Genomic DNA, 24,719 nt, shown 5'->3' with positions numbered 1-24,719 from the left:
TTCCCGATCTAGGGTCGGGGTCATGGACCTCGATCTCACCGACCGCGTGTACGTCGTCACCGGGGGCGCCCGCGGGCTCGGCCGCGCCACAGTGGACCACCTGGTCGCCGAAGGTGCCCGCGTGGTCGTCTCCGGCCGCTCCAGCGACTCGCTCGCGGCGGTCACCGGCGCCCTCGGCGAGGCGGTCGTGACCGTCGCGGCCGACAACGCCGACCCCGGCACCCCGGCCCGGCTGATCGCCGCGGCCCGGGACCGCTGGGGCCGCCTCGACGGCGCCCTGATCAGCGTCGGGGGACCGGCCAAGGGGCCGGTCACCGGCATCACCGACGAGCAGTGGACCTCGGCCTTCCAGTCCGTCTTCCTGGGCGGCGTCCGCCTGGGCCGCGAGATCGGCCAGGAGCTGGGCCCGGGCGGCGCGCTCGCCTTCGTGCTGTCGTCGAGCGTGCGCGCGCCCCTGGCGGACATGGCGGTCTCCAACGGGCTGCGACCGGGGCTGGCCATGGTCGCGAAGACCCTGGCCGACGAGCTCGGCCCGCGCGGGGTCCGGGTGAACGGGCTGCTGCCGGGCCGGGTGCGCACCGAGCGCACCGACGAGCTCGACGCGGCCTCGGGCGACCCGGAGGCCGCCGAGGCGGCCGCGGTGCGAGCGATCCCGCTCGGCCGCTACGGCGCGCCGGAGGAGTTCGGCCGGGTGGCGGCGTTCCTGCTGTCGCCGGCCGCGTCGTTCGTCTCGGGCGCGATGGTGCCCGTCGACGGCGGCATGCTGCGGGCGCTCTGAGCCGCGGCGGGGGCGCCGCCCGCCCGCTGCTGCCGCTCGGCCTCGTAGGCCCGCTGGTAGGCCGCACGCACCGCCTGCTTGTGCCCGCGCTGGTCGGCGCGCTTCTGCTTGCGCTCGGCGAGCGCCTCGGCGCGCGGGGACGGCTCGCCGCGCTGGGCGGAGCGCCACTCGTCGTAGACGAGGTAGAAGAACCCGAAGACGGCCAGGACGCCGAAGAACCACCACTGCAGCCCGTAGAAGAAGTGCGGCCCGTTGTCGAGCTCGGGCAGCTCGGCCGGCTCCAGCGCGGTCGCGGGCGCCGGGCTCTCCTCGACGAGGTCGACGAAGCCGCCGTAGAGCGGCCGGTCGAGGGCCGCGCCGATCCGGGCGCTCGAGATCGCGCGGGTCGACTGGTCCGCGACCCGGGCGCTGTCGCCGGTCGCGTCGACGCGGACCCACCCGGTCACCGAGACCGTGCCCGTGGGCGGGGGAGGGACGTCGGAGGGATCGGTGCCCTGGTTGTCGGCCGCCATCCAGCCGCGGTCCACCAGCAGGGACGACCCGTCGGCCGTGACGAGCGGCACCACCACGTCGATGCCCGAGGCGCCGTCCCGGGTGCGGTAGCGCACGATCACGGTGTCCGCGGTGTCGTAGCTGCCGGTCGCCGTGACGCGACGCCACTCGTCCTGGGCGGAGACGGGGCGGCCGGTGGCGAGGACGTCGGCGACCGGGGCCGGGTCCAGCGCCTCGTTGCGCTCGACGATGGCGTTGCGCTCCTTGCGGTCGTGGAGGCGGTGGAACTGCCACTCGCCCAGCCACCACGAGGCCCAGGCGAGCAGCACGACCGTGAGCGCGAACAGCGCCCACCGCCTGCTGACGAGGAACCGGAACGAACGCACCCACCGAGGCTATCCGGATGCTGGGCGCACCCGGGCGGTCCCCCCGTCTCGCGACCCCGCACCTAGACTGCAGAGGTGATGACACAGCTGCTCGAGGACCAGTACGGCCGCGTGGCCAGGGACCTGCGCGTGTCGCTCACCGACCGCTGCAACCTGAGGTGCTCCTACTGCATGCCGGCGGAGGGCCTGGACTGGCTGCCGAACGACGACGTGCTGAGCGACGACGAGGTCGTCCACCTCATCCGCATCGGCGTGGAGCGCCTCGGGATCCAGGAGATCCGCTTCACCGGCGGCGAGCCGCTCGTACGCCGTGGCCTGGTCGACATCGTGCGCCGCACGCGCGCGCTGGACCCCGACCTCGAGCTGTCCATCACCAGCAACGCGCTGGGGCTGGCCCGCAACGCCGCCGCGCTCGCCGAGGCCGGCCTGAACCGCGTCAACATCAGCCTCGACACGGTGCGGGCCGACACCTTCCACGAGATCACCCGCCGCGACCGGTTCCACGACGTGGTCGCCGGCCTCGAGGCCGCCCAGGCCGCGGGCCTGGGCCCGGTCAAGATCAACGCCGTGCTGCTGCGGGGCGTCAACGACGACCAGGCCGCCGAGCTCCTCCAGTGGTCGATCGACCGGGACTACGACCTGCGCTTCATCGAGCAGATGCCCCTCGACGCCCAGCACGGCTGGAGCCGCGAGGGCATGGTCACCGCGGACGAGATCTTCGCGCGGCTCGAGAAGTCCTTCGTCCTCACGCCCGCCGCCGAGCCGCGCGGCAGCTCGCCCGCCGAGCTGTTCCTCGTCGACGGCGGCCCGGCCACGGTCGGGGTCATCGCCTCGGTCACGCGCCCGTTCTGCGGCGACTGCGACCGGGTCCGGCTGACCGCGGACGGCCAGGTCCGCAACTGCCTCTTCGCCCGCGACGAGTCCGACCTGCGGGGTGCCCTGCGGGCCGGTGCGTCGGACGAGGAGATCGCCGACCGGTGGGTCATCGCGATGCGGGGCAAGCTGCCCGGGCACGGCATCGACGACCCGACGTTCCTGCAGCCCGACCGGCCGATGTCGGCCATCGGCGGCTAAACAGGTCCGGTTCCGGTCCGAGCCCGGGAGTCAGCCCGGCGGGACGTGCGCGACGACGTCCTTGAGGAAGCCGCGCGCGCCGAGGAAGTCCGACAGCGAGGTCCGGTGCTCGTCGCACGCGAGCCAGGTCTTGCGGCGCTCGGGCGTGTGCAGCTTCGGGTTGTTCCAGAGCAGCGCCCAGACGGCGGGGGACTGGCAGCCCTTCGCGGAGCAGCGGTCGACGTCGTCGTCGGTCATCAGGGCGTCCTCGGGGAGAAATGAGTGGTGCCGGACAGCCACGGGGGAAGCCGTCCGGCACCACGTGCGAACTGAGACGGGGGAGACCCAGCTCGCGCCGGTGATTCTGTCACTTCGGGGACCGAAGTCAAATATGGTCCGGTCCGGAGTGGCGCGCGGATTCCGTGCCCGGTAGGAGCTCCGGACGGCCGTACGCGACGTCGCGCAGCGAGAAGTCGTCGGATCGCGTGGCGGAGCTGTTCGCGAGCACCACGGCGATGTACGGGAGGATCAGCGCGCCGGCGATCAGCCACGGCCACGCCCAGGTGATGCCCGCGATCGCGGTGCTCACCGCCCCGATGAAGCAGATCGAGCGGATGCTCATCGAGATGAGGTAGCGCTTCTGCCGGGTGTTGATGTCGGCGGCGCGGCTCGAGGCGGCGGTCGTGATGCGCACCGGCTCCGCGACGTTCGTCCTGCGGCTGTGGGTCCGGGCCATGACCCCACTGTACGTCGGTAGGCTGCGTCTCCCACGTCCGCCGGTGAGGCACCGGTCACGTCTGCCAGGAGGCACCCATGTCGAACCGCACCTACCGCGTCACCGAGATCGTCGGCACGTCCCCGGACGGCATCGACGACGCCATCAAGAACGGCATCGAGCGCGCGAGCCGGACGCTGCGCCACCTCGACTGGTTCGAGGTCACCCAGGTCCGCGGCCAGGTCAAGGACGGGGCCGTCGAGCACTTCCAGGTCGGCATCAAGCTCGGCTTCCGGATGGAGGACGACTGAGGCGCCCCGGACCGAGCCTGCGAGGGCCGGGGAGCGGCGCCCAGGTCGAGTAGCCGCGCGGGCGAGGCATAAGCTCGCGACCGGCGTATCGAGACCGCTCCTGGACCGGGGACGCGCGTCGCTTTAGGTCTACCCCGGGGTAATCACTAGCGTCGTACGACGTGAGCAGATCAGTCCTCGTGACCGGCGGCAACCGGGGCATCGGGCGGGCGATCGCGGAAGCGTTCCTCGCCAACGGTGACCAGGTGGCCGTGACCACCCGCAACGGCGGCGCGCCCGAGGGCGCCCTCGACATCCGCTGCGACATCACCGACGCGGCGGCGGTGGAGGCCGCCTTCGTCGAGATCGAGGCCGCGCACGGCCCGGTCGAGGTGCTCGTCGCGAACGCGGGCATCACCGCCGACACCCTCATCCTCCGGATGTCCGAGGAGGACTGGTCGTCGGTCATCGACACCAACCTCACCGGCTCCTTCCGGCTCGCCAAGCGGGCCGCCAAGGGCATGCTGCGGCTGCGGCGCGGCCGAATCATCTTCATCTCCTCGGTCGTCGGGCTGCTGGGCTCGGCCGGCCAGGTCAACTACGCGGCGTCCAAGGCGGGGCTGGTCGGCATGGCCCGCTCCCTGGCCCGCGAGCTCGGCTCCCGGTCGATCACGACGAACGTCGTGGCGCCCGGGTTCGTCGAGACGGACATGACGGCCGTGCTCACCGACGAGCAGAAGGCCGCCATCAAGACGCAGGTCCCCCTGGGCCGCTACGCCACCCCGGACGAGATCGCCTCGGCGGTGACCTGGCTGGCCGGCGACGGCGCCGCCTACGTCACCGGTGCGGTCATCCCGGTCGACGGCGGCCTCGGCATGGGTCACTGACCCGGATCTCCACAGGCTCGATCAACGAGGGCACCAGCCTCGATCAACGAAGGCAGAGGAACAGACATGGGCATTCTCGACGGCAAGCGGATCCTGGTCGCCGGCGTCACGATGGACTCCTCCATCGGCTTCGCCACGGCGAAGGTCGCGCAGGAGCAGGGCGCGACGGTGCTGATCTCCAACTTCGGCCGCGCGCTCGGCATCACCCGGCGGATCGCCAAGCGACTCCCGACCGAGCCGCCGGTGCTCGAGCTCGACGTCACCGACCCCGACCACCTCGCCCGGTTGCCCGAGCTGGTGCGCGAGCACGTCGACGGCCTGGACGGCGTGGTCCACTCGATCGCCTACGGCAACCCGGAGACGCTGCTCGGCGGCAAGTTCCTCGGCGGGCCGTGGGAGGACGTCGCGCAGGCGGTGCAGGTCTCGGCCTACTCCCTGAAGTCGCTGGCGACCGCGGCGCAGCCGCTGATGGGTCCCGGCGGCTCGGTCGTGGGGCTGACCTTCGACGCGACGGTCGCCTGGCCGGCGTACGACTGGATGGGCGTGGCCAAGGCCGCGCTGGAGTCCACGTCGCGCTACCTGGCCCGCGACCTCGGTCCCGAGGGCATCCGGGTCAACCTGGTCTCCGCGGGGCCGCTGAAGACGCTGGCCGCGAAGGCGATCCCCGGGTTCGAGGAGCTCGACTCGATGTGGGCCGAGCGCTCGCCGCTCGGGTGGGACAACACCGACCAGGCCCCGACCGCCAAGGCCGTGTGCGCGCTGCTCTCCGACTTCTTCCCCGCGACGACCGGCGAGATCGTGCACGTGGACGGCGGGTTCCACGCCATGGGTGCCTAACGGATAACGTTCCGGGGTGCCCTCCACCTCATCGCTCGTCGAGCTCCGTGTCCTCGAAGGCCCGAACCTCTACTTCCCGCGGGCGGCCATCAAGCTGACCCTGGACGTGAGCGGGCTCTCGGCGGCGTCGGACCAGACCGCGCTGCGCTTCGCCAAGCGCATCGGCCTCAAGAACGCCCGGCCCGGGCACGCCGAGACCGGCTTCCGCCAGCGGTTCGCGGCGCGGGCCGTGGCGCGGCTGGTCCGGGCGGTCGCGTCCGAGTCCGGCACGGCGAAGCTGGCCGTGCGGGTGCGCCCCACGAGCGACCCCCACCAGCTGGTCGTGGCCTTCCCGTGGAAGCACCGAGAGCGCGCCCAGGTGATGGGCCGTGCCATCGGCGACGTCCTCGACGCGCTCCTCAGCGCCGACATCGAGGCCGCCGTGAGCGAGGCCGCCGAGCGCGTGACCGCCGCCGAGCCGGGCGAGCTGCCGCGCACGATCACGCCGAAGATCCCGGTGGTCGCGGTCACCGGCACCAACGGCAAGACCACGACGTCGCGGATGATCGCGCACATCGCGCGCACCGACGGGAAGCTGGTCGGCTGGTCGAACACCGACGGCATCTACATCGACGGCGAGATGGTCGAGGCGGGCGACTACTCCGGCCCCAGCGGCGCCGGACGCATCCTGGCCCACAAGCAGGTCGAGTTCGCCGTCACGGAGACTGCGCGCGGCGGCATCCTGCTCAAGGGCATCGGGCTGACCCGCAACGACGTCTCCGTCGTCACGAACGTCTCCGCCGACCACCTCGGCCTCCAAGGCATCGACACGGTCGACCAGCTCGCCGAGGTGAAGTCCGTGGTCCCCCAGATCACGCGCAAGGACGGCTGGGCCGTGCTGAACGGCGAGGACCCCCGGGTCTTCGCCATGCGCGGCGTCATCAAGGCGCAGTCCTGGGTGTTCTCCCGCGACCCCGACGCCCCGGCTGTGCGCGAGGTGCTCGGCACCGGCGGCCGCGCCACCACCGTCATCGACGGGTGGGTCTCGGTGCTGCTGCCGAACGCCGACCCCGACCCGCTGATCGAGCTGGTCGACGTGCCGATGACGCTGGCCGGCCTGTCGCACTTCAACGTCGAGAACACCCTGGCCGCGGCCTCGGCTGCCCTCGCCATCGGCATCGACCGCGCGGTGGTCATCGAGGGGCTGCGCACCTTCCGCCCCGACGCCGAGCACAACCCGGGCCGGATGAACTTCTTCAGCGTCGGTGAGGTGACGGTCGTGATCGACCTCGCGCACAACGAGGCCGGCCTCGAGGCGCTGTTCGAGATCATGAACGGCGTACGCCGTCCCGGTGCCCGCCTGCTGCTCGGGCTCGGCGTGGTGGGGGACCGCCAGGACGACCTGATCGAGAAGCTGGGCGAGATCGCGGCGCGCGACAGCGACGTGGTGGCCATCGGCCACAAGGAGAAGTACCTCCGCGGCCGGACCTACGAGGAGCTGGACGACCTGATGCGCGCGGGCGCCTCGCGGGTCGGGGTCACCAGCTTCGCGTCGTACCCCACCGAGGTCGGCGCCCTGTCCGCGCTCGTCGGCCAGGCCCTGCCCGGCGACGTCGTGGGCCTGATGTGCCACGCCGAGCGCCAGGAGGTCTACGACTGGATCGCGTCGCAGGGCGGCACCTCGGACAGCAACGAGACGCTGGCCGCCAAGGTGCGTGCGGCGGCGGCCGACGCCTGAGGGCTAGGGCGCGTCGACCGCGCCCACGTGGCTGCCGACGTCGAGGTCGCCCTCGACGACGAACGCGACGAGCCCGTCGGTGGACCGGGTCTCGTGGGGCTCGCCGGGCTCCCACACGGCCGCCTGGCCGGGGACGAGGTGCTGCGGAACGCCGTCGGCGCCCGCGACGCTGGCGTCGCCCTCGACGACCAGCAGCAGCTGGCGGCCGGCGGCCGGGTGCCGCCCGATCCGGCCGCCGCGGCCCAGCCGGACCACGACCAGGTGGGCGTCCGCGGTGATCCCGAGGCCGCCCACCGTGAAGCCACGGCTGCCGTGCTCGTCGATCGCCCGGCGCGGCACCGTGTCGAGGGTGAGGACGCGCACGGGCTGCCTCAGGACTCCGCGGACGCGGCGTCGTAGTCCGGGTCGCCGGCGGGGGAGTCGGCACGGTCGCCGCTGCCGGCCTGGGCCTGGTGCGACCAGGTCTCCAGCTCGGCCATCACCTCGCCGTGCTTGTCGACGCAGACGACGACGAGGTCGCCCTTGTTGGCCCGGCTGAGGGCGTGGCGCACGGCGGAGATCTCGTCGAGCACCTCCTCGACCTGCTTGCAGCGGGCGCCCTCGCTGATCGCGGTCCGCACGCCCTCGAGCACGAGCGCGGCCGTCTCGCCGCGCTTGCGACCGCGGAGCTGGACGTCCTCACGGACGACCACGACGTCGAAGTGCTGGGCCGCGATGTGCCCGAGCTCGCGCATGTCCTCGTCGCGACGGTCGCCGGCGGTGGCGACGATGCCGATCCGCGAGGGACGGGCGAGCTCGTGCGAGGACGACAGCGAGTCCCCGACGCGGTCGACGAAGTCGCCGAGCGCCTTCATGCCCGGCGCGTTGTGGCAGTAGTCGACGATGACGTTGATCCCGTTGACCTCGACCTCGTTGAGGCGGCCGGGGGAGAGGTAGTAGTTCGTCGAGAAGGTCCGCAGGCCCTGGCGGATGTCGTGCAGCGGGGCACCCGCGGCGAACGCGGCCGCGGCGGCACCGAGGGCGTTCTGGACGTTCATCCGCGCCTTGCCGCCGAAGGTGGCGGGCAGCAGGTGGGTCCAGGCGAGCTGCATCTCGCGGCGACCGTGCTTGACCACGATCATCTCGCCGCGCTCGGAGGGGTTGAGCACGAGCGCCTTGCCGCCGCGGCGGCAGTGCGCGTCGATCATCTCGCGGACCTCGGAGCCGGGCTCCTCCATCGAGAACCAGACGACCTGGCCCGAGCAGCGCCGGCGCATCTCGCGCACGAGCTTGTCGTCGGCGTTGAGCACGGCGTGGCCGTCGCGCGGGACCGCCTCGACGAGCACGGCCTTCACGTCGGCGAGCTGCTCGACGGTGTCGATGCCGCGCAGCCCGAGGTGGTCGGGCTGGACGTTCAGGACCACGGCGACGTCGTTGCGCTCGTAGCCGAGGCCCTCGCGCAGGATGCCGCCGCGGGCCACCTCGAAGACGGCGAAGTCGACGCGGGGGTTCTGCAGCACCATCCGCGCGGAGCGGGGCCCGGACGCGTCGGAGCGGATCAGCAGCCGCTCGTCGATGACGACGCCGTCGGTCGACGTCATGCCGACCTTGCGGCCCATGCCCTTGAAGATGTGCGAGATCATCCGCGACGTCGTGGTCTTGCCGTTGGTGCCGGTCACGGCCACGATCGGGATCCGCGCCGGGGCGCCGGGCGGGAAGAGCATGTCGACGACGGGCTTGGCGATGAACTGCGGCTCGCCGATGGTCGGGTGCGTGTGCATCCGGAAGCCGGGTGCCGCGTTGACCTCGCAGATCGCGCCGCCGGTCTCGCGGACGGGCTCGGTGATGTCGGGGCAGATGAAGTCGATGCCGGCGATGTCCAGCCCGATCATCCGGGCCGCCTCCTCGGCGATCTCGACGTTCTCCGGGTGCGCCTCGAACGTGCGGTCGATCGAGATGCCGCCGGTCGACATGTTGCCGGTGAGGGCGAGCTTCACCATCGTGCCCTCGGGGGGTACGTCGGTCATCGCGAAGCCCTGCTCGCGGACGAGCTCGACGGCAGCGTCGTCGACCTTGATGCGGGTCAGCACCTTCTCGTGGCCGACGCCGCGGCGCGGGTCGGCGTTCGCGGTGTCGACGAGCTGCTCGACGGTGCTGGTGCCGTCACCGGTGACGGAGGCGGGCACCCGCTCGGCGATGGCGGCGACCCGGCCGTCGATGATCAGGCAGCGGTAGTCCTTGCCGACGATCTGCGACTCGACCAGGATCACGCCGCGCCGGGACTCGGCCTTGGCGATCTCGAAGGCCGCGCGGACGTCGGCCTCGTTCTCGTTGTCGAGGATCACGCCGCGGCCGTGGTTGCCGTCGAGCGGCTTGAGCACGACCGGGTAGCCGATCCGCTCGGCCGCGCGGACCGCCTGGTCGGCGCTGCGCATCATCTCCTGCTTGGGCACGGGCAGGCCGGCGGCACCGAGGAGCTTGGTCGTGAGGTCCTTGTCGGAGGCGATGTCGACCGCGATCGAGCTGGTCTCCGACGTCATCGTGGCGCGGATCCGCTTGGCGTGCACGCCCTGGCCGAGCTGTACGAGGGAGTGCTGGTTGAGGCGGATCCACGGGATGTCGCGGGAGACCGCCTCGTCGATGATCGCCTGCGTGGAGGGACCGAAGGCCGTGCGCTGGGCGCGCCGGATGAAGTCCTCCAGCTCGCTGTCCCAGTCGAACTCCGGGTCGGCCTCGACGAGGTGGTTGACCAGGCGCACGGCGAGGCGGGCGGCAGCGAGACCGACCTGCTCGTCGACGTACCCGAAGATCACGTTGTAGAAGCCGGGCCTGCCCTTGACCGCACGGGTCTTGCCGCGACGGATGTCGTGGCCCACGACCTGCTGGAGGGCCAGCGCCGCGTGCTCGGCGACGTGGCCGAGCCAGGTGCCCTCGTTGAGCCGCTCCACGAAGCCGCCGCGCCGACCGCGCGAGCAGGAGTGCTCGCGCAGGCCGGGGAGCATCTGGAGGATGTTCTCGGTGAAGCCGGGGACCGTGTTGGTCGGGAACTTCTCGAGCGAGCCGAGGTCGACGACGAGGTGGATCGACTTGTCGTAGGACCAGACGTTGGCTCCGCGGTAGACGCGGGTCTCGACGATCGCGAGATCGGGCATCGGCCGTTCGGTCATGAAGGTGCTCCGTCCATGTGGGGGTCCGTGGAGGTGGCGGGGACCGGCGCGGTGTCCGGCTTCTTGCGGGAGCGCGCCAGGCGTCGGCGCAGGGCGCTGGGGGAGGCGTCGGCGGCCGCGATGTCGCGGGCGAGCCGGCGCAGGTCGTGGCTGGCCTCGGCCTGCTCCTGCGCCTCGTCGGCGTCGTGCACGAGCGTGGTCGCCGGGACGAAGGTGCGGGTCGTGAGGTCGAACGTCGCGCCCGCGGGCAGCACGTGCAGCACGACGCCGCTGGAGAGCAGCGGCGCCGAGCGTCGGGCCTCGTAGGCGTTGGTGACGATGTGCGTCGGGTCGAAGATCGTGACGGCACCGCGGCCGACCACCCGCAGCACGTCGTGGCCGTCGACGTCCTCGACGATCGCCGAGGTGTCCTCGTCGACGCCCATCCCGAGCAGCTGGGGCGACTGGGAGACGATCATCAGCAGTCGGCCGTAGCGGTTGCGCTGGTCGAAGTGCTGGTCGATCACGGTCTGCTCGAGCAGGCCCAGCCCGGCGGCGACCTGGGTCATCCGCTGCTTGGGCGTGGAGCCGGGGCCGCCGAACGCGACCATGTGGCTGGACTGGATGCTCGCGCCGGCTGAGGTGCCGGCGATGACGGCGCCGCGCTCGCGGGCCTCCATCAGGGCGTCCGCGAGCGGCGTGCCCGCGATGATCGAGGAGAGCTTGAGCTGGTTGCCGCCGGTCATGAAGATGCCGGTGGCGCGCTCGAGGCGGGCGACCAGCTCGGGGTCGTGCGAGTCCTGACGCGTCTCCGGGCGCACGGCGACGACGTCGGCCGCGCCGAGCTTGCGGAAGAGGGCGTCGTACACCTCGACGACCTCGGGGCCGAGGGAGGAAGCGGTCGGAATGACGGCGATCCGGGCGTCGGCGCCACCGCTGGCGGTCACGAAGTCCGTGAGGATCGTGCGCTTGCGAAGCTTGTCCTCGGCGCCGCCGATGATCATGAGGGGTCCCCTGGGCATGACAGCGAGGCTAGGGCATGTGAGAGTGACGCCGTGCAGCGCCAGTCCCGTCGTCTCGTCGTCATGCGTCACGCGAAGGCCGAACAGGTCGGACCGACGGATCACCAGCGTGCACTGACGCCTCGCGGTCTCGAGGACGCCGCTGCGGCCGGTCGCTGGCTGGCCGCCGAGGGCATCGTGGCGCAGGCGGCGCTGGTCTCCGCGGCCACCCGGACCCGGGAGACCTGGGGGGCCCTCAGCGACGCCGCCGGCTGGTCGCTCGAGGCCGCCTTCGACGAGGGCCTGTACGCCGCCGGGCCCGAGACCGCGCTGGACCTGGTGCGCGCGGTGGCCGACGACACGGGCGTGCTCGTGCTGCTCGGGCACAACCCGACGATGGCCTACCTCGCCCAGATGCTCGACGACGGGGACGGCGACCCCGAGGCGCTGGCCGCAATGGCCGCCAGCGGCTACCCGACCTCCGCGCTGTCGGTGTTCGAGGTGGACGCCCCGTGGGCGGACCTCGGCGTGGCCACGGCGCGGCTCACGGCCTTCCACGTCGGCCGCGGCGCCTAGACCGGGGGAGAGGGCGTGACGATGCCGGCCTCGGCGTCGGCGGCCTCGATCTCCTCGCGTGAGATGCCGAGGAGGTACATGATCGCGTCGAGGTACGGCACGTTCACGGCCGTGTCCGCGGCGTCGCGCACCATCTGCTTGGCGTTGTAGGCGATGCCCAGCCCGGCGGCGTTGAGCATGTCCAGGTCGTTGGCGCCGTCGCCGATCGCGATGACCGCGGCCTCGGGGACGCCGACCTCGGCCGCGAACTGGCGCAGCGCGGCGGCCTTCCCGGCCCGGTCCACCACCGCACCGACGATCCGGCCGGTCAGCCGGCCGTCGACGATCTCCAGCTCGTTGGCGCGCGCGAAGTGGATGCCGAGGTCCTCGGCCAGCCGGTCGGTGATCTGGCTGAACCCGCCGGAGACGATCGCGAAGCGGTAACCGAGACGACGTAGCGTCCGCACCATCGTCCGGGCGCCGGGGGCGAGCTGGATGGCGTCGTACACCTCGCCGATGGCGCTCTCCGGGACGCCCTCGAGCAGTGCGACCCGCGCCCGCAGCGACTCCTCGAAGTCGATCTCGCCGCGCATCGCGGACTCGGTCACCCGCGCGACCTCGGGCTCGCAGCCGGCGTGGGCGGCGAGCATCTCGATCACCTCGCCCTGGATGAGCGTCGAGTCGACGTCCATGACGATGAGCCGCATCCCGCGGCGCAGCAGGTTGGCGGGCTGGACCGCGATGTCGAGGCCCTGGCGCGCGGCCTCGGCGGCGAGCACGGACCGCAGCATGTCGGGGTCGGCGCCGGAGACGTGGAGGTCGATCGCGGTGACGGGGTAGCGCGCCATCCGCTCGATCCGGTCGATGTTGGCGCCGCAGTCCGCGATCCGGCCGGCGACGGCGCCCATGGCGGCGGCCTTGAGCGGCGTCCCGATGATCGTGACGTGCGATCGCCCGCCCTTGCGGGCCTTGTTGTCACCCGTGCCGCGGTCGACGTCCACGCTCATGTCGAGGGACGCCGCGGTCTCCTCCACGGCGTCGCGCAGCTTCTTCCAGTCGCGCGGGGCGGTGACCAGCACGCCGAGGATGAGCCGGCGGCGCAGCACGATCTGCTCGATGTCGAGGACCTCGACGCCCGCCAGCGCCAGGGTCGCGAAGACCGAGGACGTCACGCCGGGGCGGTCCTTGCCGGTCAGCGTGATCAGCAGCGTCTCCGGCTTGGCGCCCGGGATCTCGAAGTCAGTCATCGACGCCGAGGCTAGCGCCCGCCCGGCACCCGCTCAGCCGGGCGGCCACACCTCGGGCGAGCAGGCCGCGACGAGGGCCCGGCGTCCGGCCCGTTCGAGCGGCACCAGCGCCCGGCGGCGTGCCTCGATCTCGTACGCCGTCACGGCGCCGCCCTCGTGGTCCAGCGCCAGGTCGGTGATCTCGAGCGCCTGCAGCCCGCGGGCCGCCAGGTCGACGCACCGTGGCGGGACCCCGTCGGGCGCGTCCAGCGGGTGCCGGTGCCGCAGGTTCATCAGGCGGTCGGCGATCTCGGGCCGCCACCGGGCCACGTCGAGCCGGGCGAGCGTGTCGGCGGTGTCGATCAGGGCGGCACGCAGCGAGCGGTCCGCGTCACCGACATCGGGGAGCTGGCGACGCTCGGCGGCGTACGCCGTCCAGGTGATCGCCGCGCCGACGCGGTGCGGGACCAGGCCGGCGCCGGCGCCGATCGCGACGACGGCCTCGCCTGCCTCGAGCGCCGCGTCGTTGAAGGCCCGCGGGCCACCCAGCCCGACCGGGTCGCCCTCGGCCGGGACGGCGAGCCCGAGGCCCTCGGCCCCCGCGGCGCGCAGCCGACCGAGGCCGGTCACGAGCGTCTCGGTGCCGTCCGCACCCGCGAGCCCGACGACGGCGTGGGTCGCGTCGTCCTCGAGCACGGCGTCGATGAGGAGGTCGGTGACGACGTGACCCCGCAGCCAGGCCGTGCCCCACCAGGCGAGACGCGCGGACGGGGGAAGAGTGGTGCTCACGGCGGGTGAGGATACGCTCGGCCCCGTCTCGGGGGCGCGTCCAGGGTGTGGCCCCATTTCCCGACCCGACTGGCTGACTAGGGTGATCGCCATGACCGCCGTGCTCGAGTTCGCCGACGTGACCGTCCGGCGTGGTCAGGCGACGCTCCTCGACGGGGTCGACTGGACCGTCGAGGAGGACGAGCGCTGGGTGATCCTCGGTCCCAACGGGGCCGGCAAGACGACGCTGCTGCAGGTGGCCGCCGCGCAGATCCACCCCACCTCCGGGGTCGCCGGGATCCTGGGCGAGGTGCTCGGCACCGTCGACGTCTTCGACCTGCGCCCGCGGATCGGCCTGACCAGCGCCGCCCTCGCCGAGCGCATCCCGCGCCACGAGCGCGTGCACGACGTGGTCGTCTCCGCGTCGTACGGCGTGGTCGGGCGCTGGCGCGAGGCCTACGACGACCTCGACCACGAGCGGGCGGGCGACCTGCTCGTCGAGGTCGGCGCCAAGGCGCTGACCGACCGCACCTTCGGCACCCTCAGCGAGGGCGAGCGCAAGCGCGTGCAGATCGCCCGCGCGCTGATGGCGGACCCGGAGCTCCTGCTGCTCGACGAGCCCGCGGCCGGGCTGGACCTCGGCGGGCGCGAGGACCTCGTCTCGACGCTGTCCGTGCTGGCCATGGACGCCGACTCGCCGGCCACCGTGCTGGTCTCGCACCACGTCGAGGAGATCCCCCCGGGCTTCACGCACGGCCTGCTGCTCCGCGGGGGACGGGTGATCTCGGCCGGCCTGCTCGAGCACGTGGTCACCGAGGCCAACCTGTCGGCGGCGTTCGGCATGCCGCTCCAGCTCTCGCACGAGGACGGCCGCTTCGCCGCACGACGGCGCACGCGCGCGCACCGGGGCTAGGGTCGGGTCATGGACTGGTTGCGGGACAACGCGTGGGAGGCCTGGCTCGGGCTGGCGATCGTGCTCGGCGTGGCCGAGATGTTCAGCCTCGACCTGATCCTCATCATGCTCGCCGTCGGCGCCCTGGCCGGCATGGTCACGGCCGCCTTCGACGCCCACCTCGTCGTGCAGGTGCTCGTCGCCGCCGGCGCCTCGATCGGGGCGCTCGCCCTGGTGCGCCCCGACCTGGTCAAGAAGTTCCACTCCGGCCCCGACCTCAAGCTCGGCCACGGCAAGCTGGTCGGCCAGCAGGGCCTGGTGACCGAGGAGGTCACCGCGCTCACGCACGGCCGGATCAAGCTCGGCGGCGAGATCTGGTCGGCCGCGCCGTACGACGACACCATCGCGATCGCACCCGGGGAGACCGTCGAGGTCCTCCAGATCAAGGGCGCGACCGCCTACGTCCACCCGATCCCACGTCTCGATCCGTAAGTCCACTAGGGGGAACCGCATGATCGTCCTGATCCTGCTGGCGCTGGTCCTGCTCTTCGCCATCGTCATGCTCGCGAAGACCGTGCGCATCGTGCCGCAGGCCCGCGCCGGCATCGTCGAGCGCTTCGGCAAGTACAAGCAGACGCTGCCCGCCGGCCTCAACATCGTCGTCCCGTTCATCGACAAGGTGCGCTACCTCATCGACCTGCGCGAGCAGGTCGTGAGCTTCCCGCCGCAGCCGGTGATCACCGAGGACAACCTGGTGGTCTCGATCGACACCGTCATCTACTTCCAGGTGACCGACCCGATCGCGGCGACGTACGAGATCGCCAACTACATCCAGGCCATCGAGCAGCTCACGATGACCACGCTCCGCAACATCGTCGGTGGCATGGACCTCGAGGAGACGCTGACCAGCCGCGACCAGATCAACTCCGGCCTGCGCGGCGTCCTCGACGAGGCCACCGGCAAGTGGGGCATCCGGGTCAACCGCGTCGAGCTCAAGGGCATCGACCCGCCGCCGTCCATCAAGGACTCGATGGAGAAGCAGATGCGGGCCGACCGCGAGAAGCGCGCGGTCATCCTGTCGGCCGAGGGCCAGCGCCAGGCGGCGATCCTGACCGCCGAGGGTGCCAAGCAGTCGTCGATCCTGAACGCCGAGGGTGCCCGCGAGTCGCAGATCCTGCGCGCGCAGGCCGACCGGGAGTCCTCGATCCTGCGGGCCCAGGGTGAGGGCCAGGCCATCCAGACGGTCTTCCAGGCCATCCACGACGGCAACCCGGACCAGTCGCTGCTGGCCTACCAGTACCTCCAGATGATGCCGAAGATCGCCGAGGGCGGGGCCAACAAGCTCTGGATCGTCCCGAGCGAGATCGGCAAGGCGCTCGAGGGTCTCGGCTCGACGATGAACAACCTCCAGGGCATCCCGCAGCAGGTCGACGGGCCGAAGACGCGCGTCGACATGGGCAGCGCCGAGATCGGCTCGGGGCTCAGCGAGAAGACCGACGCGGAGCTCAGCCGGACCAGCGCCGCGGTGGAGGCGGCGATCGCCGAGGCCGCCGACGCCGCCAACCCGGGCAAGAACAGCGCGCACACCACGCCGCCCCCGGCCGCGGACGTACCCCCGTCGTCCGACACGCCGGAGCCTCCCACGCAGTGAGCCTGTTCGAGGCGGTGGCCATCCTGCTCGCCGGGATGGCCGCCGGCACCATCAACACCGTGGTGGGGTCGGGGACGCTCATCACGTTCCCGACCCTTCTCGCGTTCGGGATCCCCCCGGTGACCGCCAACGTGTCCAACACGATCGGGCTCGTGCCCGGGTCGGTGTCGGGCGCGATCGGCTACCGGCGCGAGCTGGGCGGCCAGCGCTCCCGCGTCCTGCGGCTCTGCGTCGGCTCGCTGCTGGGCGGCCTGGCCGGGGCGCTGCTGCTCCTGGTCCTGCCCGCCGACGCGTTCGCAGCGATCGTGCCGGCGCTGATCCTGCTCGGGCTCGTCCTGGTCGTCTTCCAGCCCCGGATCTCCGCGTGGGTCGCCCGGCGGCACGACGCCGCGGGCGGGCTGCCGGAGAACGGCGCCTGGTGGGTGTGGCCGGCCGTCGCCCTGGCGGGCGTGTACGGCGGTTACTTCGGCGCCGCGCAGGGCGTGTTGCTCATGGCGGTGCTCGGGATCGGCGTCGACGAGACGCTCCAGCGGCTCAACGCCGTCAAGAACGTCCTGGCCGCCGTCGTCAACGGCGTCGCCGGCCTGCTGTTCGTGGTCGTCGCCGACGTCGACTGGCGCGTCGCCGGCCTGATCGGGGTCGGCTCGGTCATCGGCGGACAGCTCGGCGCCACCGTCGGCCGGCGGCTGCCGCCGATGGTGCTCCGCGTCGTCATCGTGGTGGTCGGCGTCGTCGCGCTCGCCGCCTTCCTGCTCGGCTGAGCGCGACGGCGCGAGGGCTCAGCCCTCCTTGACGACGCGCGTCTCGTCGGCGAAGTGGTCGTGCCAGGCCTGCCGGTTGACGGTGTCGTTGTGGATGCCGACGGCGATCATGATCACCGCGACGAGCTGGATCAGCCCGCCCAGCGCGCCGATGACCGGGATGATCCCGAGGATCGGGGCGGCCATCCAGATGTTGCGCTTCAGGGCCTGCTCGAGGGTCGGGTTGCCGCCGCCGGGGCCGTGCGTGCGCAGCTTCATCACCATCTTGCCGACGGTCTGGCCCCGGCTGGACTCCAGGTAGCCGAAGTAGGCGAGGTTGATGACGGTCGTCAGCACGGCCGACACGGCGGAGGCGGCGTACGTCGAGGCGGTGTAGAAGCCGCCGCTGTCGCCCATCACCGTGCTGACGACGATGGCGCTGACGATGATGCCGTTGACGACGGCCAGCAGGATCCCGTCGATCAGCCGGGCCAGGAAGCGGTCGAGCAGCTCGGCGGGGCGGGCGCCGGTCTGCGGGCCGGGGGTCGCGCCGTAGGCGGGCGGGGGAGGGTGTTCGGTCATGACGGCTCCTCGGGGTCGACCCCCGGTGGGCGCGGGGTCACCAGTCTAGGAGCCGGGCGCACCGCCCCGCCACCGAACGCACACCCGCGTGGCCGTGGCATGGCGAGGACTAGCGTGGCGGCATGGAGCTCTACGACGTCATGCGCACGACCCCGGCGGTCCGGGAGTTCACCGACGACCCGCTGCCGGACGACGTGCTCGACCGGATCCTCGAGAACGCCCGCTTCGCCCCGAGCGGCGGCAACCGGCAGGGTGCCCACCTCGTGGTCGTCCGGGACCCGGGGACCCGGGCCCGGATCGCCGAGCTCAACAAGACCGCGGTGCGGCGGTACGTCGCGCAGATCAAGGCCGGCGAGAGCCCGTGGAACCCGGTCCACCCGCCCGGCCCGAGCGCCGAGGAGATCGCCGCCACGGAGGTCCCCTCGTCGTTCACGCAGCCGGTGCTCGACGCTGCCGCCGTGCTCGTCGTCTTCGTGGACCTCGGCCGGGTCGCCGCGATGGACCAGGACCTCGACCGGATCGGGCTGATCAGCGGCGCCTCGGTCTACCCGCTGGTCTGGAACGTCCTGCTCGCCGCGCGCAACGAGGGCTTCGGCGGCACCATCACCACGATGGCCGTCGCCGAGGAGCGTGCGATGAAGGAGCTGCTCGGGGCGCCGGACGACTTCGCGCTGGCGTGCGTCGTGCCGCTCGGCCGGCCGGTGCGTCAGCTCACGAAGCTGAAGCGCCAGGACGTCCGCGAGTTCGTCACCCGGGAGCGGTTCGACGGCGCGCCGTTCGACCCCTCCTGACTGATCACCCGGCGACGTACGCCGTGTGCCAGCGCCCGATCTGGTCGTACGCCGCCGCGCGGACGTCCGGACGGGACAGCACCACGTCGTGGACGGCCCCCTCGACGGCGACGTAGGTGACGTGGGGTCCCAGGGCGGTCGCCCAGCGCCGGATCTGGGGGACCTCGAGGACGATGTCGTGGGCGTGGACGTCCTCGCCCATCTCGGTCGGCAGCACCGACCCGCCCGACGACAGGACCAGCACGGGACACCGGACGTCGAGGCCGCGGTGCAGCTCGGCGTGGCCGTTGCGGACGGCGCGGAGCCACCCGGCGTAGACGGTGAACGACTCGAGCGGCTTCCAGGCGAGGTCGAAGTCCCACTCGCCCTCGTGGTCGCGGTGCAGGCTGCGGCCGTAGAGCCCGCTGACGTTGCGCCGGATCTCGCGGCGCGGCTGGCGGCGACCGATCTCGCGGACCACCGGGGTCCCGATCGTGCGCAGCAGCGCGCTGCCCTGCATGTCGAGCCACGGCGAGTTGAGCACCATCCCGGCCAGCTCCTCCGGCTGGCGGTGGTGCGCCCAGAGCGGGAGCACCAGGCCGCCGGTCGAGTGGGCTCCGGCGACGACGTGGTCGTGCCCGTCGCGCTCGGTGATCCGGCGCCAGGCCTCGTCCAGCTCGGGGAAGTACTCCCGCAGGTCGGCCACGTAGTTCGGCGTCTGGTGCTCGCGCAGGGAGCGGCCGTACTTGCGCAGGTCGACCGCGTAGAAGTCGTAGCCGCGGTTGGTCCACCAGGCGGCGTACTCGGTCTGGAAGAAGTAGTCCGCGAAGCCGTGGACGTAGAGGACCGCCCGGCCGGTGGGCGTGGCGGTGCGGGCCGACACCAGCGTCGCGACGACCGGTCCTTCGTCGTCGTCGGGCAGCGCGATGGTCTCCGCGACGAACGGGGCTCCCAGGACGTCGGGCAGGGGCCGGGCGTCGTCCTCGTCGGTGGGCATGGGCTCAGTGTTTCAGGTGCCGTCGCTCCCGCGCGGCCCGGACCGCCAGGGCCAGTGCCGGGTGGTTGCTGGTGACCAGCCACGCGCCCCCGGGCCGGAGCCAGTGGGCCAGGGAGCGCGGGGTGTCGACGGTCCAGACGAGCAGCGGGAGGCCGCGGCGCCGGGCGAAGCGGGCCACGCCGAGCCGCGCCAGCGAGTGGTGCGCCACGACCACCGAGGCCCGGGAGCGCTGCAGCCGGCGGTGGGGGAGCAGCTCCGAGAGCCGGATCCGGACCTGCTCGCGGACCGAGCGGCCGCGGACGTTGCCGCCCAGGGACAGGCCGACGAGCAGGTCGAGCCCCTGCTCGTCGCTCCAGTCGCGGATCGCGCGGACGGCCTGGTCGCTGCCGGTCGTGACCACGAAGCCGTCCGCACCGAGCCGCTCGACCGCGCTGGCGGTCGCCGCGACCGCGTGGCGGGGGTCGCGGGCGACGCTCGCCTTGAGGTCGATGTGGGCGGCCCGGCGCCCGGCCAGCATCTCGAGGACGTCGTCGTAGGTCAGCAGGTCCGGCAGCAGCGCGTGCGCCTCGGCCGACGTCAGGTCCGCGAGGCGCACCTCGGAGTCGCCGTGCAGGAACGACGGGTCGTGCCGGATGACCAGCGTGCCGTCGCCGCACCGCTGGACGTCGAACTCCACGAAGTCGACCTCGAGCTCGAGCGCCGCCACGAACGCCGCCCGGGTGTTCTCGAGCGCCACGTCGTCACCGGCACCCGCACGGTGCGCACTGACCTGCACCCGCTCGCGGACCCGCCTCACGCCCGTCCCTCGGCGTACGTCGCCGCCGCCCGCACGAGCCCCGCGAGCAGCCCGACGTCCGCGGCCGTCTCCGGGTGCCACTGCACCGCGACGCAGAAGCGCTCGCCGTCGGCCTCCATCGCCTCCAGCGTGCCGTCGGCGGCGTGGGCGGCCGCGACGTAGCCCGGGTGCGTCTGCACCGACTGGTGGTGGTGGCAGTTCACGGTCAGCCCCGACCCGACGAGCCCGGCGACGCGGGTGCCGCGGGTCGTCACGACCTCGGTCGCGCCGAAGGCGTCGCCGCCCGGGCTGTGCCGCTCGTGGTCCACCAGGTCGGGGGTGTGCTGGTCGAGCCGGCCGCCGCCGTGCACGGCCATCACCTGCATTCCCCGGCAGACGCCGAGGACCGGCAGGCCGGCCGCTGCCGCGGCGTCGAGGAGGGCCAGCTCCCAGACGTCCCGGTCCGGTCGCCAGCCCGCGGTGCGCGGGTGCGGGGACGCGTCGTACCGCGCCGGGTCCACGTCCGCCCCGCCGCTGATGACGAGACCGTCGAGCCGGGCCACGACGGCGTCGGCTGCCCCGACCTGCGCCACGGGTGGCAGCAGCAGGGGCACGCCGCCGGTCTCCTCGACCGCGCGGGCGTACTGCGCGGGCAGCAGGTCGGCCGGCTGCGTCCACACGCCCCAGGCCGCGTCCTCGCGGTAGGTCGTCAGGCCGATGACGGGTGCGGTCACGTGCGCGTCCCGTGGCTCAGAGCGGGGTGACGTAGGCGCCGGAGATGCCGCCGTCCACGAGGAAGGTGTTGGCCGTGATGAAGCTGGACTCGTCCGAGGCCAGGAACAGCACGGCGTTGGCCATCTCCACGGGGTCGGCGAAGCGACCCATCGGGACGTGCACGAGCCGGCGCGCGGCCCGCTCGGGGTCGCTGGCGAAGAGCTCCTGCAGCAGCGGGGTGTTCACCGGCCCGGGGCACAGCGCGTTGACGCGCACGCCCTCGCGGGCGAACTGCACGCCGAGCTCGCGCGACATCGACAGCACGCCGCCCTTCGAGGCGGAGTAGGAGATCTGCGAGGTGGCCGCACCCATCACCGCGACGAACGACGCGGTGTTGATGATCGAGCCCTTGCCCTGCTCGAGCATGTGCGGCAGCGCCGCCTTGCAGCAGAGGTAGACGCTGGTCAGGTTGACCTCCTGCACGCGCCGCCACGCCTCGAGCTCGGTGGTGAGGATCGAGTCGTCCTCCGGCGGGCTGATGCCGGCGTTGTTGAACGCGATGTCGACCGAGCCGTAGGTGTCCTTCGCGGTCTGGAAGAGCGCGTCGACCTCCTCCTTGGAGGTGACGTCGACCTTCACGAACGTCGCGATGTCGGTGCCGCCGAGCTGGCCCACGAGCTCGTGCCCGCGCTGCTCGTCGATGTCGCCGATGACGACCTTGGCGCCCTCCTCGACGAAGCGCTGCACGGTCGCGAGACCGATCCCGGAGCAGCCTCCGGTGACGACGGCGACCTTGCCCTGGATGCGTCCTGCCATTGATGGATCCTCTCGGGGGAAGGTGGTTTCGAGACGGTTGCTGGCGCAACCTCCTCAACCACCGGTTGTCGTTGAGCGGGTGGTCGCGGTGCGACCGGTTTCGTTGGGCGGGTGGTTTCGAGACGGTTGCTGCGCAACCTCCTCGACCACCGATCTCGCTGGTCGAGTAGGTCGCGCAGCGACCGTATCGAGACCGGGGTCAGTGGGCGATGAAGACGTTCTTCTCCTCGGTGAACGCCTGGGGAGCGTCGGGGCCGAGCTCGCGGCCGAGGCCGCTCTGCTTGTAGCCGCCGAACGGCGTCCAGTAGCGCACCGCGGAGTGCGAGTTGACGCTGAGGTTGCCGGACTCGACCGCCCGCGCGACCCGCAGCCCCCGACCGAGGTCGGTGGTGAAGATCGAGCCGGACAGGCCGTACTCCGTGTCGTTGGCCAGCGCGACGGCGTCGGCCTCGGTGTCGAACGGCATCACGGCGACGACGGGCCCGAAGACCTCCTCGCGCCAGATCCGCTCGGCCGGGTCGTCGACGGTGACGACCGACGGCGGCACCCAGAAGCCGGGCCCGACCGGCGTCGATCCGGCGAACGCCACCTCGACCTCGTCGAGGTAGCCCTGCACGACGCCCTGCTGCTTCGCAGAGATGAGCGGGCCCATCTCGCTGGACTCGTCGCTCGGGTCGAGCACCCGCATCCCGGTCACCGCCGGCTCGAGGCGGGTCAGGAACTCGTCGTACGCCGACCGCTCGACGAGGATCCGCGAGCGGGCGCAGCAGTCCTGGCCGGCGTTGTCGAAGACGGCGTACGGCGCGCTCGCGGCCGCGGCGGCGAGGTCGGCGTCGGCGAAGACGATGTTCGCGCTCTTGCCGCCCAGCTCCAGCGTCACGCGCTTCACCTGGTCGGCGCAGCCGGCCATGATCTTCTTGCCGACGGCGGTGGAGCCGGTGAAGCAGACCTTGCGGACCAGCGGGTGCGTCACGAACCGCTCGCCGACGACCGAGCCGTGGCCGGGGACGATCGTCAGCACGTGCTCGGGGATCCCGGCCTCGAGCGCGAGCTCACCGAGCCGGATCGCCGTGAGCGGCGTGAGCTCGGCCGGCTTCAGCACCACCGTGTTGCCGGCGGCCAGCGCCGGGGCGAAGCCCCAGCCGGCGATCGGCATGGGGAAGTTCCACGGGACGATGATCCCGACGACCCCGAGGGGCTCGTGGAAGGTCAGGTCGATGCCGCCGGGCACCGGGATCTGCCGCCCGAAGAGCCGCTCGGGCGCGGCGGAGTAGTAGTTGAGGCAGTCCCGGACGTTGCCGGCCTCCCAGCGCGCGTTGCCCCAGGTGTGCCCCGCGTTGCGGACCTCCAGCTCGGCGAGCTCCTCGACGTGCTCGTCGACCACGGTCGCGAAGCGCCGCAGCAGCCGGGCCCGCTCGCCCGGGGCGACGGCACGCCACGAGGCGAACGCCTCGTGGGCCGCCTCGATGGCGGCGTCGGCCTGCTCGACCGAGGCCAGGGGGACGTCGGTGACGGGCTGCGCCGTGGCCGGGTTGACCACCGTGTAGGTCTCGCTCATCAGAGCCTCTCGAATCCGCGGCGGAGCTCCCAGTCGGTGACGGCCGCGTTGTAGGCAGCGAGCTCCACGTCCGCCATGTTCACGTAGTGGTCGACGACCTCGTCACCCAGGGCCGCCCGGGCCACCGTGGACGTGGCGAAGACCTCACGGGCCTCCGGCATCGTGCCCGGGACCTTGTCCCGGCCGGAGGTGTAGGCGTTGCCCTCGAGCGGCGGCTCCAGCTCGAGCTCGTTCTCGATGCCGTGCAGCCCGCCGGCGATCATCGCGGCCAGGGCGAGGTAGGGGTTCACGTCCCCGCCGGGGACGCGGTTCTCCATGCGGGCACCGGCCCCGCGCCCGACCAGCCGGACCGCGCAGGTCCGGTTGTCGAGGCCCCAGGCGATCGTGTTCGGGGCGAACGAGCCGTCGGCGAAGCGCTTGTAGGAGTTGATGTTCGGCGCGTAGAGCAGCGTGAAGTCCGCGACCGTGGCGAGCACGCCGGCGACGAACTGGTCGTAGAGCGGCGTGCGCTCGCCCTTGCCGTCGTTGGCCTCGGGGTCCCAGAACACCAGCTCGCCGTCGGTGCCGCGCAGCGACAGGTGGATGTGGCAGGAGCTGCCCTCGCGCTGGTCGTACTTCGCCATGAAGGTCAGTGCCTTGCCGTGCTGGGCCGCGATCTCCTTGGCGGCGGTCTTGTAGACCGCGTGGTTGTCCGCGGTCATCATCGCCTCGGCGTAGAGGAAGCCGATCTCGTGCTGGCCGAAGTTGCACTCGCCCTTGGCGCCCTCGACGTCCAGGCCGGCGGCGTACATGTGGTTGCGGATGTCGCGCAGCAGCGGCTCCACCCGGGTGGTGCCGAGGATCGAGTAGTCGACGTTGTACTGGTTGACCGGTGTGAGGTCGCGGTAGTTGTCGCGGAAGGCCTGCTCGTAGGTCGTGTCGAACGCGATGAACTCGAGCTCGGTGCCGGACAGCGCCGTCCAGCCGCGCTCGGCACACCGGTCCAGCTGTTTCTGCAGGATCGCCCGCGGCGACTGCACCACGGGGGAGTGGTCGGGCCAGACCAGGTCGCACTGCACCATCGCCGTGGCCGGCAGGTGCGTCAGCACCCGGATCGTGTCCTCGGCCATGACGAACTCCATGTCGCCGTACCCCTTCTCCCACGAGGAGATGGCGTAGCCCTCGACCGTGTTCATGTCGACGTCGACCGCGAGCAGGTAGTTGCAGCCCTCGGTGCCGTGGCCGACGACGTGGTCGACGAAGTAGCGCCCGTGCAGGCGCTTGCCCTGGAGGCGGCCCTGCATGTCGGTGAAGGCCACCACGACGGTGTCGATCTCGCCGGCGCCGATGCGGGCGACGAGGTCGCTCATGCTGAGGTGGCGTTCGTTGCGCAGTGCCATGCGGTCTCCTGGTGG

General features: G+C 72.4%; 27 protein-coding genes. 12 read left to right on the top strand and 15 right to left on the bottom strand.

All coding sequences use genetic code 11. The features are described 5' to 3' along the window. Positions 1-22: 22 nt before the first annotated feature. The gene (locus H5V45_RS01200; RefSeq protein WP_185251247.1) at positions 23-778 is read left to right on the top strand and encodes an SDR family oxidoreductase; all 756 of its coding nucleotides are present in this window, start codon (positions 23-25) and stop codon (positions 776-778) included. Here the strand turns inward: H5V45_RS01200 and H5V45_RS01195 are convergent. Then, positions 664-1,656, bottom strand: coding sequence for an SURF1 family cytochrome oxidase biogenesis protein (locus tag H5V45_RS01195; protein ID WP_185251246.1), 993 nt, complete (start codon positions 1,654-1,656; stop codon positions 664-666). The two genes, H5V45_RS01200 and H5V45_RS01195, sit on opposite strands and share 115 nt — an antisense overlap. 78 nt (positions 1,657-1,734) lie before the next feature. Between H5V45_RS01195 and moaA the strand changes: the two genes are divergently transcribed. Next, entirely contained in the window at positions 1,735-2,730 is a 996-nt protein-coding gene (gene moaA / locus H5V45_RS01190) for a GTP 3',8-cyclase MoaA (protein WP_185254401.1), read from the top strand. Between the two features lie 30 nt (positions 2,731-2,760). Here the strand turns inward: moaA and H5V45_RS01185 are convergent, their stop codons facing one another. Together H5V45_RS01185 and H5V45_RS01180 are read right to left on the bottom strand one after the other, a co-directional pair. Continuing rightward, the gene (locus tag H5V45_RS01185; RefSeq protein WP_185251245.1) at positions 2,761-2,967 is read right to left on the bottom strand and encodes an acetone carboxylase; all 207 of its coding nucleotides are present in this window, start codon (positions 2,965-2,967) and stop codon (positions 2,761-2,763) included. Positions 2,968-3,094: 127 nt separating this feature from the next. After that, on the bottom strand, positions 3,095-3,445 hold the full coding sequence (locus tag H5V45_RS01180) for a DUF3099 domain-containing protein (protein WP_185251244.1): 351 nt from the start codon (positions 3,443-3,445) through the stop codon (positions 3,095-3,097). A gap of 77 nt (positions 3,446-3,522) precedes the next feature. On the opposite strand from H5V45_RS01180, the gene H5V45_RS01175 reads away from it, so the two are divergent. From H5V45_RS01175 to H5V45_RS01160, 4 genes are all read left to right on the top strand, one after another. Then, positions 3,523-3,735 (top strand): dodecin, encoded by a 213-nt coding sequence (locus H5V45_RS01175; RefSeq protein ID WP_185251243.1) that lies wholly within the window; start codon positions 3,523-3,525, stop codon positions 3,733-3,735. 161 nt (positions 3,736-3,896) lie between these two features. Beyond that, entirely contained in the window at positions 3,897-4,601 is a 705-nt protein-coding gene (gene fabG, locus H5V45_RS01170) for a 3-oxoacyl-ACP reductase FabG (RefSeq protein ID WP_185251242.1), read from the top strand. Between the two features lie 66 nt (positions 4,602-4,667). Then, complete coding sequence (fabI, locus tag H5V45_RS01165; RefSeq protein ID WP_185251241.1) at positions 4,668-5,438, top strand: enoyl-ACP reductase FabI; 771 nt, start codon at positions 4,668-4,670, stop codon at positions 5,436-5,438. A gap of 16 nt (positions 5,439-5,454) precedes the next feature. Then, entirely contained in the window at positions 5,455-7,155 is a 1,701-nt protein-coding gene (locus tag H5V45_RS01160; protein WP_185251240.1) for a Mur ligase family protein, read from the top strand. 3 nt (positions 7,156-7,158) lie between these two features. Here H5V45_RS01160 and H5V45_RS01155 read toward each other — a convergent pair whose 3' ends face one another. From H5V45_RS01155 to H5V45_RS01145, 3 genes are read right to left on the bottom strand one after another with little or no spacing between them, the layout of a single operon-like run. Further along, positions 7,159-7,518 (bottom strand): cupin domain-containing protein, encoded by a 360-nt coding sequence (locus H5V45_RS01155; RefSeq protein ID WP_185251239.1) that lies wholly within the window; start codon positions 7,516-7,518, stop codon positions 7,159-7,161. A gap of 8 nt (positions 7,519-7,526) precedes the next feature. Continuing rightward, positions 7,527-10,301 (bottom strand): cyanophycin synthetase, encoded by a 2,775-nt coding sequence (gene cphA, locus H5V45_RS01150; protein WP_185251238.1) that lies wholly within the window; start codon positions 10,299-10,301, stop codon positions 7,527-7,529. Then, the gene (locus H5V45_RS01145) at positions 10,298-11,302 is read right to left on the bottom strand and encodes a cyanophycinase (RefSeq protein WP_185251237.1); all 1,005 of its coding nucleotides are present in this window, start codon (positions 11,300-11,302) and stop codon (positions 10,298-10,300) included. The genes cphA and H5V45_RS01145 overlap by 4 nt, the downstream gene beginning before the upstream one ends. A 33-nt stretch (positions 11,303-11,335) precedes the next feature. On the opposite strand from H5V45_RS01145, the gene H5V45_RS01140 reads away from it, so the two are divergent. Continuing rightward, positions 11,336-11,857: a SixA phosphatase family protein gene (locus tag H5V45_RS01140; protein WP_343061367.1), complete on the top strand. Its 522-nt coding sequence runs from the start codon at positions 11,336-11,338 to the stop codon at positions 11,855-11,857. Here the strand turns inward: H5V45_RS01140 and serB are convergent. Further along, positions 11,854-13,083, bottom strand: a complete 1,230-nt coding sequence (gene serB, locus H5V45_RS01135; RefSeq protein ID WP_185251236.1) for a phosphoserine phosphatase SerB — start codon at positions 13,081-13,083, stop codon at positions 11,854-11,856. The two genes, H5V45_RS01140 and serB, sit on opposite strands and share 4 nt — an antisense overlap. 33 nt (positions 13,084-13,116) lie before the next feature. Beyond that, positions 13,117-13,851, bottom strand: coding sequence for a hypothetical protein (locus H5V45_RS01130; protein ID WP_343061366.1), 735 nt, complete (start codon positions 13,849-13,851; stop codon positions 13,117-13,119). Positions 13,852-13,942: 91 nt separating this feature from the next. Here H5V45_RS01130 and H5V45_RS01125 point away from each other — a divergent pair, with 91 nt between their 5' ends. Genes H5V45_RS01125 through H5V45_RS01110 form a run of 4 tightly spaced genes read left to right on the top strand, consistent with a single transcriptional unit; the run spans position 13,943 to position 17,134 of the window. Then, a complete protein-coding gene (locus H5V45_RS01125) occupies positions 13,943-14,743 on the top strand; it encodes an ABC transporter ATP-binding protein (protein ID WP_185251234.1) in 801 nt (266 codons plus the stop codon). Between the two features lie 9 nt (positions 14,744-14,752). Then, complete coding sequence (locus H5V45_RS01120) at positions 14,753-15,214, top strand: NfeD family protein (RefSeq protein WP_185251233.1); 462 nt, start codon at positions 14,753-14,755, stop codon at positions 15,212-15,214. A 19-nt stretch (positions 15,215-15,233) separates the two neighbouring features. Continuing rightward, entirely contained in the window at positions 15,234-16,373 is a 1,140-nt protein-coding gene (locus tag H5V45_RS01115) for an SPFH domain-containing protein (protein ID WP_185251232.1), read from the top strand. Further along, on the top strand, positions 16,370-17,134 hold the full coding sequence (locus H5V45_RS01110; protein ID WP_185251231.1) for a TSUP family transporter: 765 nt from the start codon (positions 16,370-16,372) through the stop codon (positions 17,132-17,134). The genes H5V45_RS01115 and H5V45_RS01110 overlap by 4 nt, the downstream gene beginning before the upstream one ends. A gap of 18 nt (positions 17,135-17,152) precedes the next feature. On the opposite strand, the gene H5V45_RS01105 is transcribed toward H5V45_RS01110, so the two are convergent. Beyond that, positions 17,153-17,695 (bottom strand): RDD family protein, encoded by a 543-nt coding sequence (locus H5V45_RS01105; protein WP_185251230.1) that lies wholly within the window; start codon positions 17,693-17,695, stop codon positions 17,153-17,155. A gap of 122 nt (positions 17,696-17,817) precedes the next feature. On the opposite strand from H5V45_RS01105, the gene H5V45_RS01100 reads away from it, so the two are divergent. Beyond that, the gene (locus H5V45_RS01100) at positions 17,818-18,486 is read left to right on the top strand and encodes a nitroreductase family protein (RefSeq protein ID WP_185251229.1); all 669 of its coding nucleotides are present in this window, start codon (positions 17,818-17,820) and stop codon (positions 18,484-18,486) included. A 4-nt stretch (positions 18,487-18,490) separates the two neighbouring features. Here the strand turns inward: H5V45_RS01100 and H5V45_RS01095 are convergent, their stop codons facing one another. The 6 genes from H5V45_RS01095 to H5V45_RS01070 form a co-directional block, all read right to left on the bottom strand. Next, complete coding sequence (locus tag H5V45_RS01095; protein WP_185251228.1) at positions 18,491-19,462, bottom strand: alpha/beta hydrolase; 972 nt, start codon at positions 19,460-19,462, stop codon at positions 18,491-18,493. A 4-nt stretch (positions 19,463-19,466) separates the two neighbouring features. Beyond that, positions 19,467-20,258 (bottom strand): glycerophosphodiester phosphodiesterase family protein, encoded by a 792-nt coding sequence (locus tag H5V45_RS01090; protein WP_185251227.1) that lies wholly within the window; start codon positions 20,256-20,258, stop codon positions 19,467-19,469. Then, positions 20,255-20,971, bottom strand: coding sequence for a gamma-glutamyl-gamma-aminobutyrate hydrolase family protein (locus tag H5V45_RS01085; RefSeq protein ID WP_185251226.1), 717 nt, complete (start codon positions 20,969-20,971; stop codon positions 20,255-20,257). The genes H5V45_RS01090 and H5V45_RS01085 overlap by 4 nt, the downstream gene beginning before the upstream one ends. 16 nt (positions 20,972-20,987) lie before the next feature. After that, positions 20,988-21,767 (bottom strand): 3-oxoacyl-ACP reductase, encoded by a 780-nt coding sequence (locus tag H5V45_RS01080; protein WP_185251225.1) that lies wholly within the window; start codon positions 21,765-21,767, stop codon positions 20,988-20,990. Positions 21,768-21,966: 199 nt separating this feature from the next. Beyond that, a complete protein-coding gene (locus H5V45_RS01075) occupies positions 21,967-23,325 on the bottom strand; it encodes an aldehyde dehydrogenase family protein (protein ID WP_185251224.1) in 1,359 nt (452 codons plus the stop codon). Continuing rightward, positions 23,325-24,704, bottom strand: coding sequence for a glutamine synthetase family protein (locus H5V45_RS01070; RefSeq protein WP_185251223.1), 1,380 nt, complete (start codon positions 24,702-24,704; stop codon positions 23,325-23,327). The genes H5V45_RS01075 and H5V45_RS01070 overlap by 1 nt, the downstream gene beginning before the upstream one ends. Positions 24,705-24,719 lie beyond the last annotated feature (15 nt).

Source organism: Nocardioides luti (assembly GCF_014212315.1).
In the GTDB taxonomy this organism is placed as follows: domain Bacteria; phylum Actinomycetota; class Actinomycetes; order Propionibacteriales; family Nocardioidaceae; genus Nocardioides; species Nocardioides luti.
The sequence above is the reverse complement of the archived record's forward strand: the minus strand, read 5'-3'. Positions and strand labels throughout refer to the sequence as shown.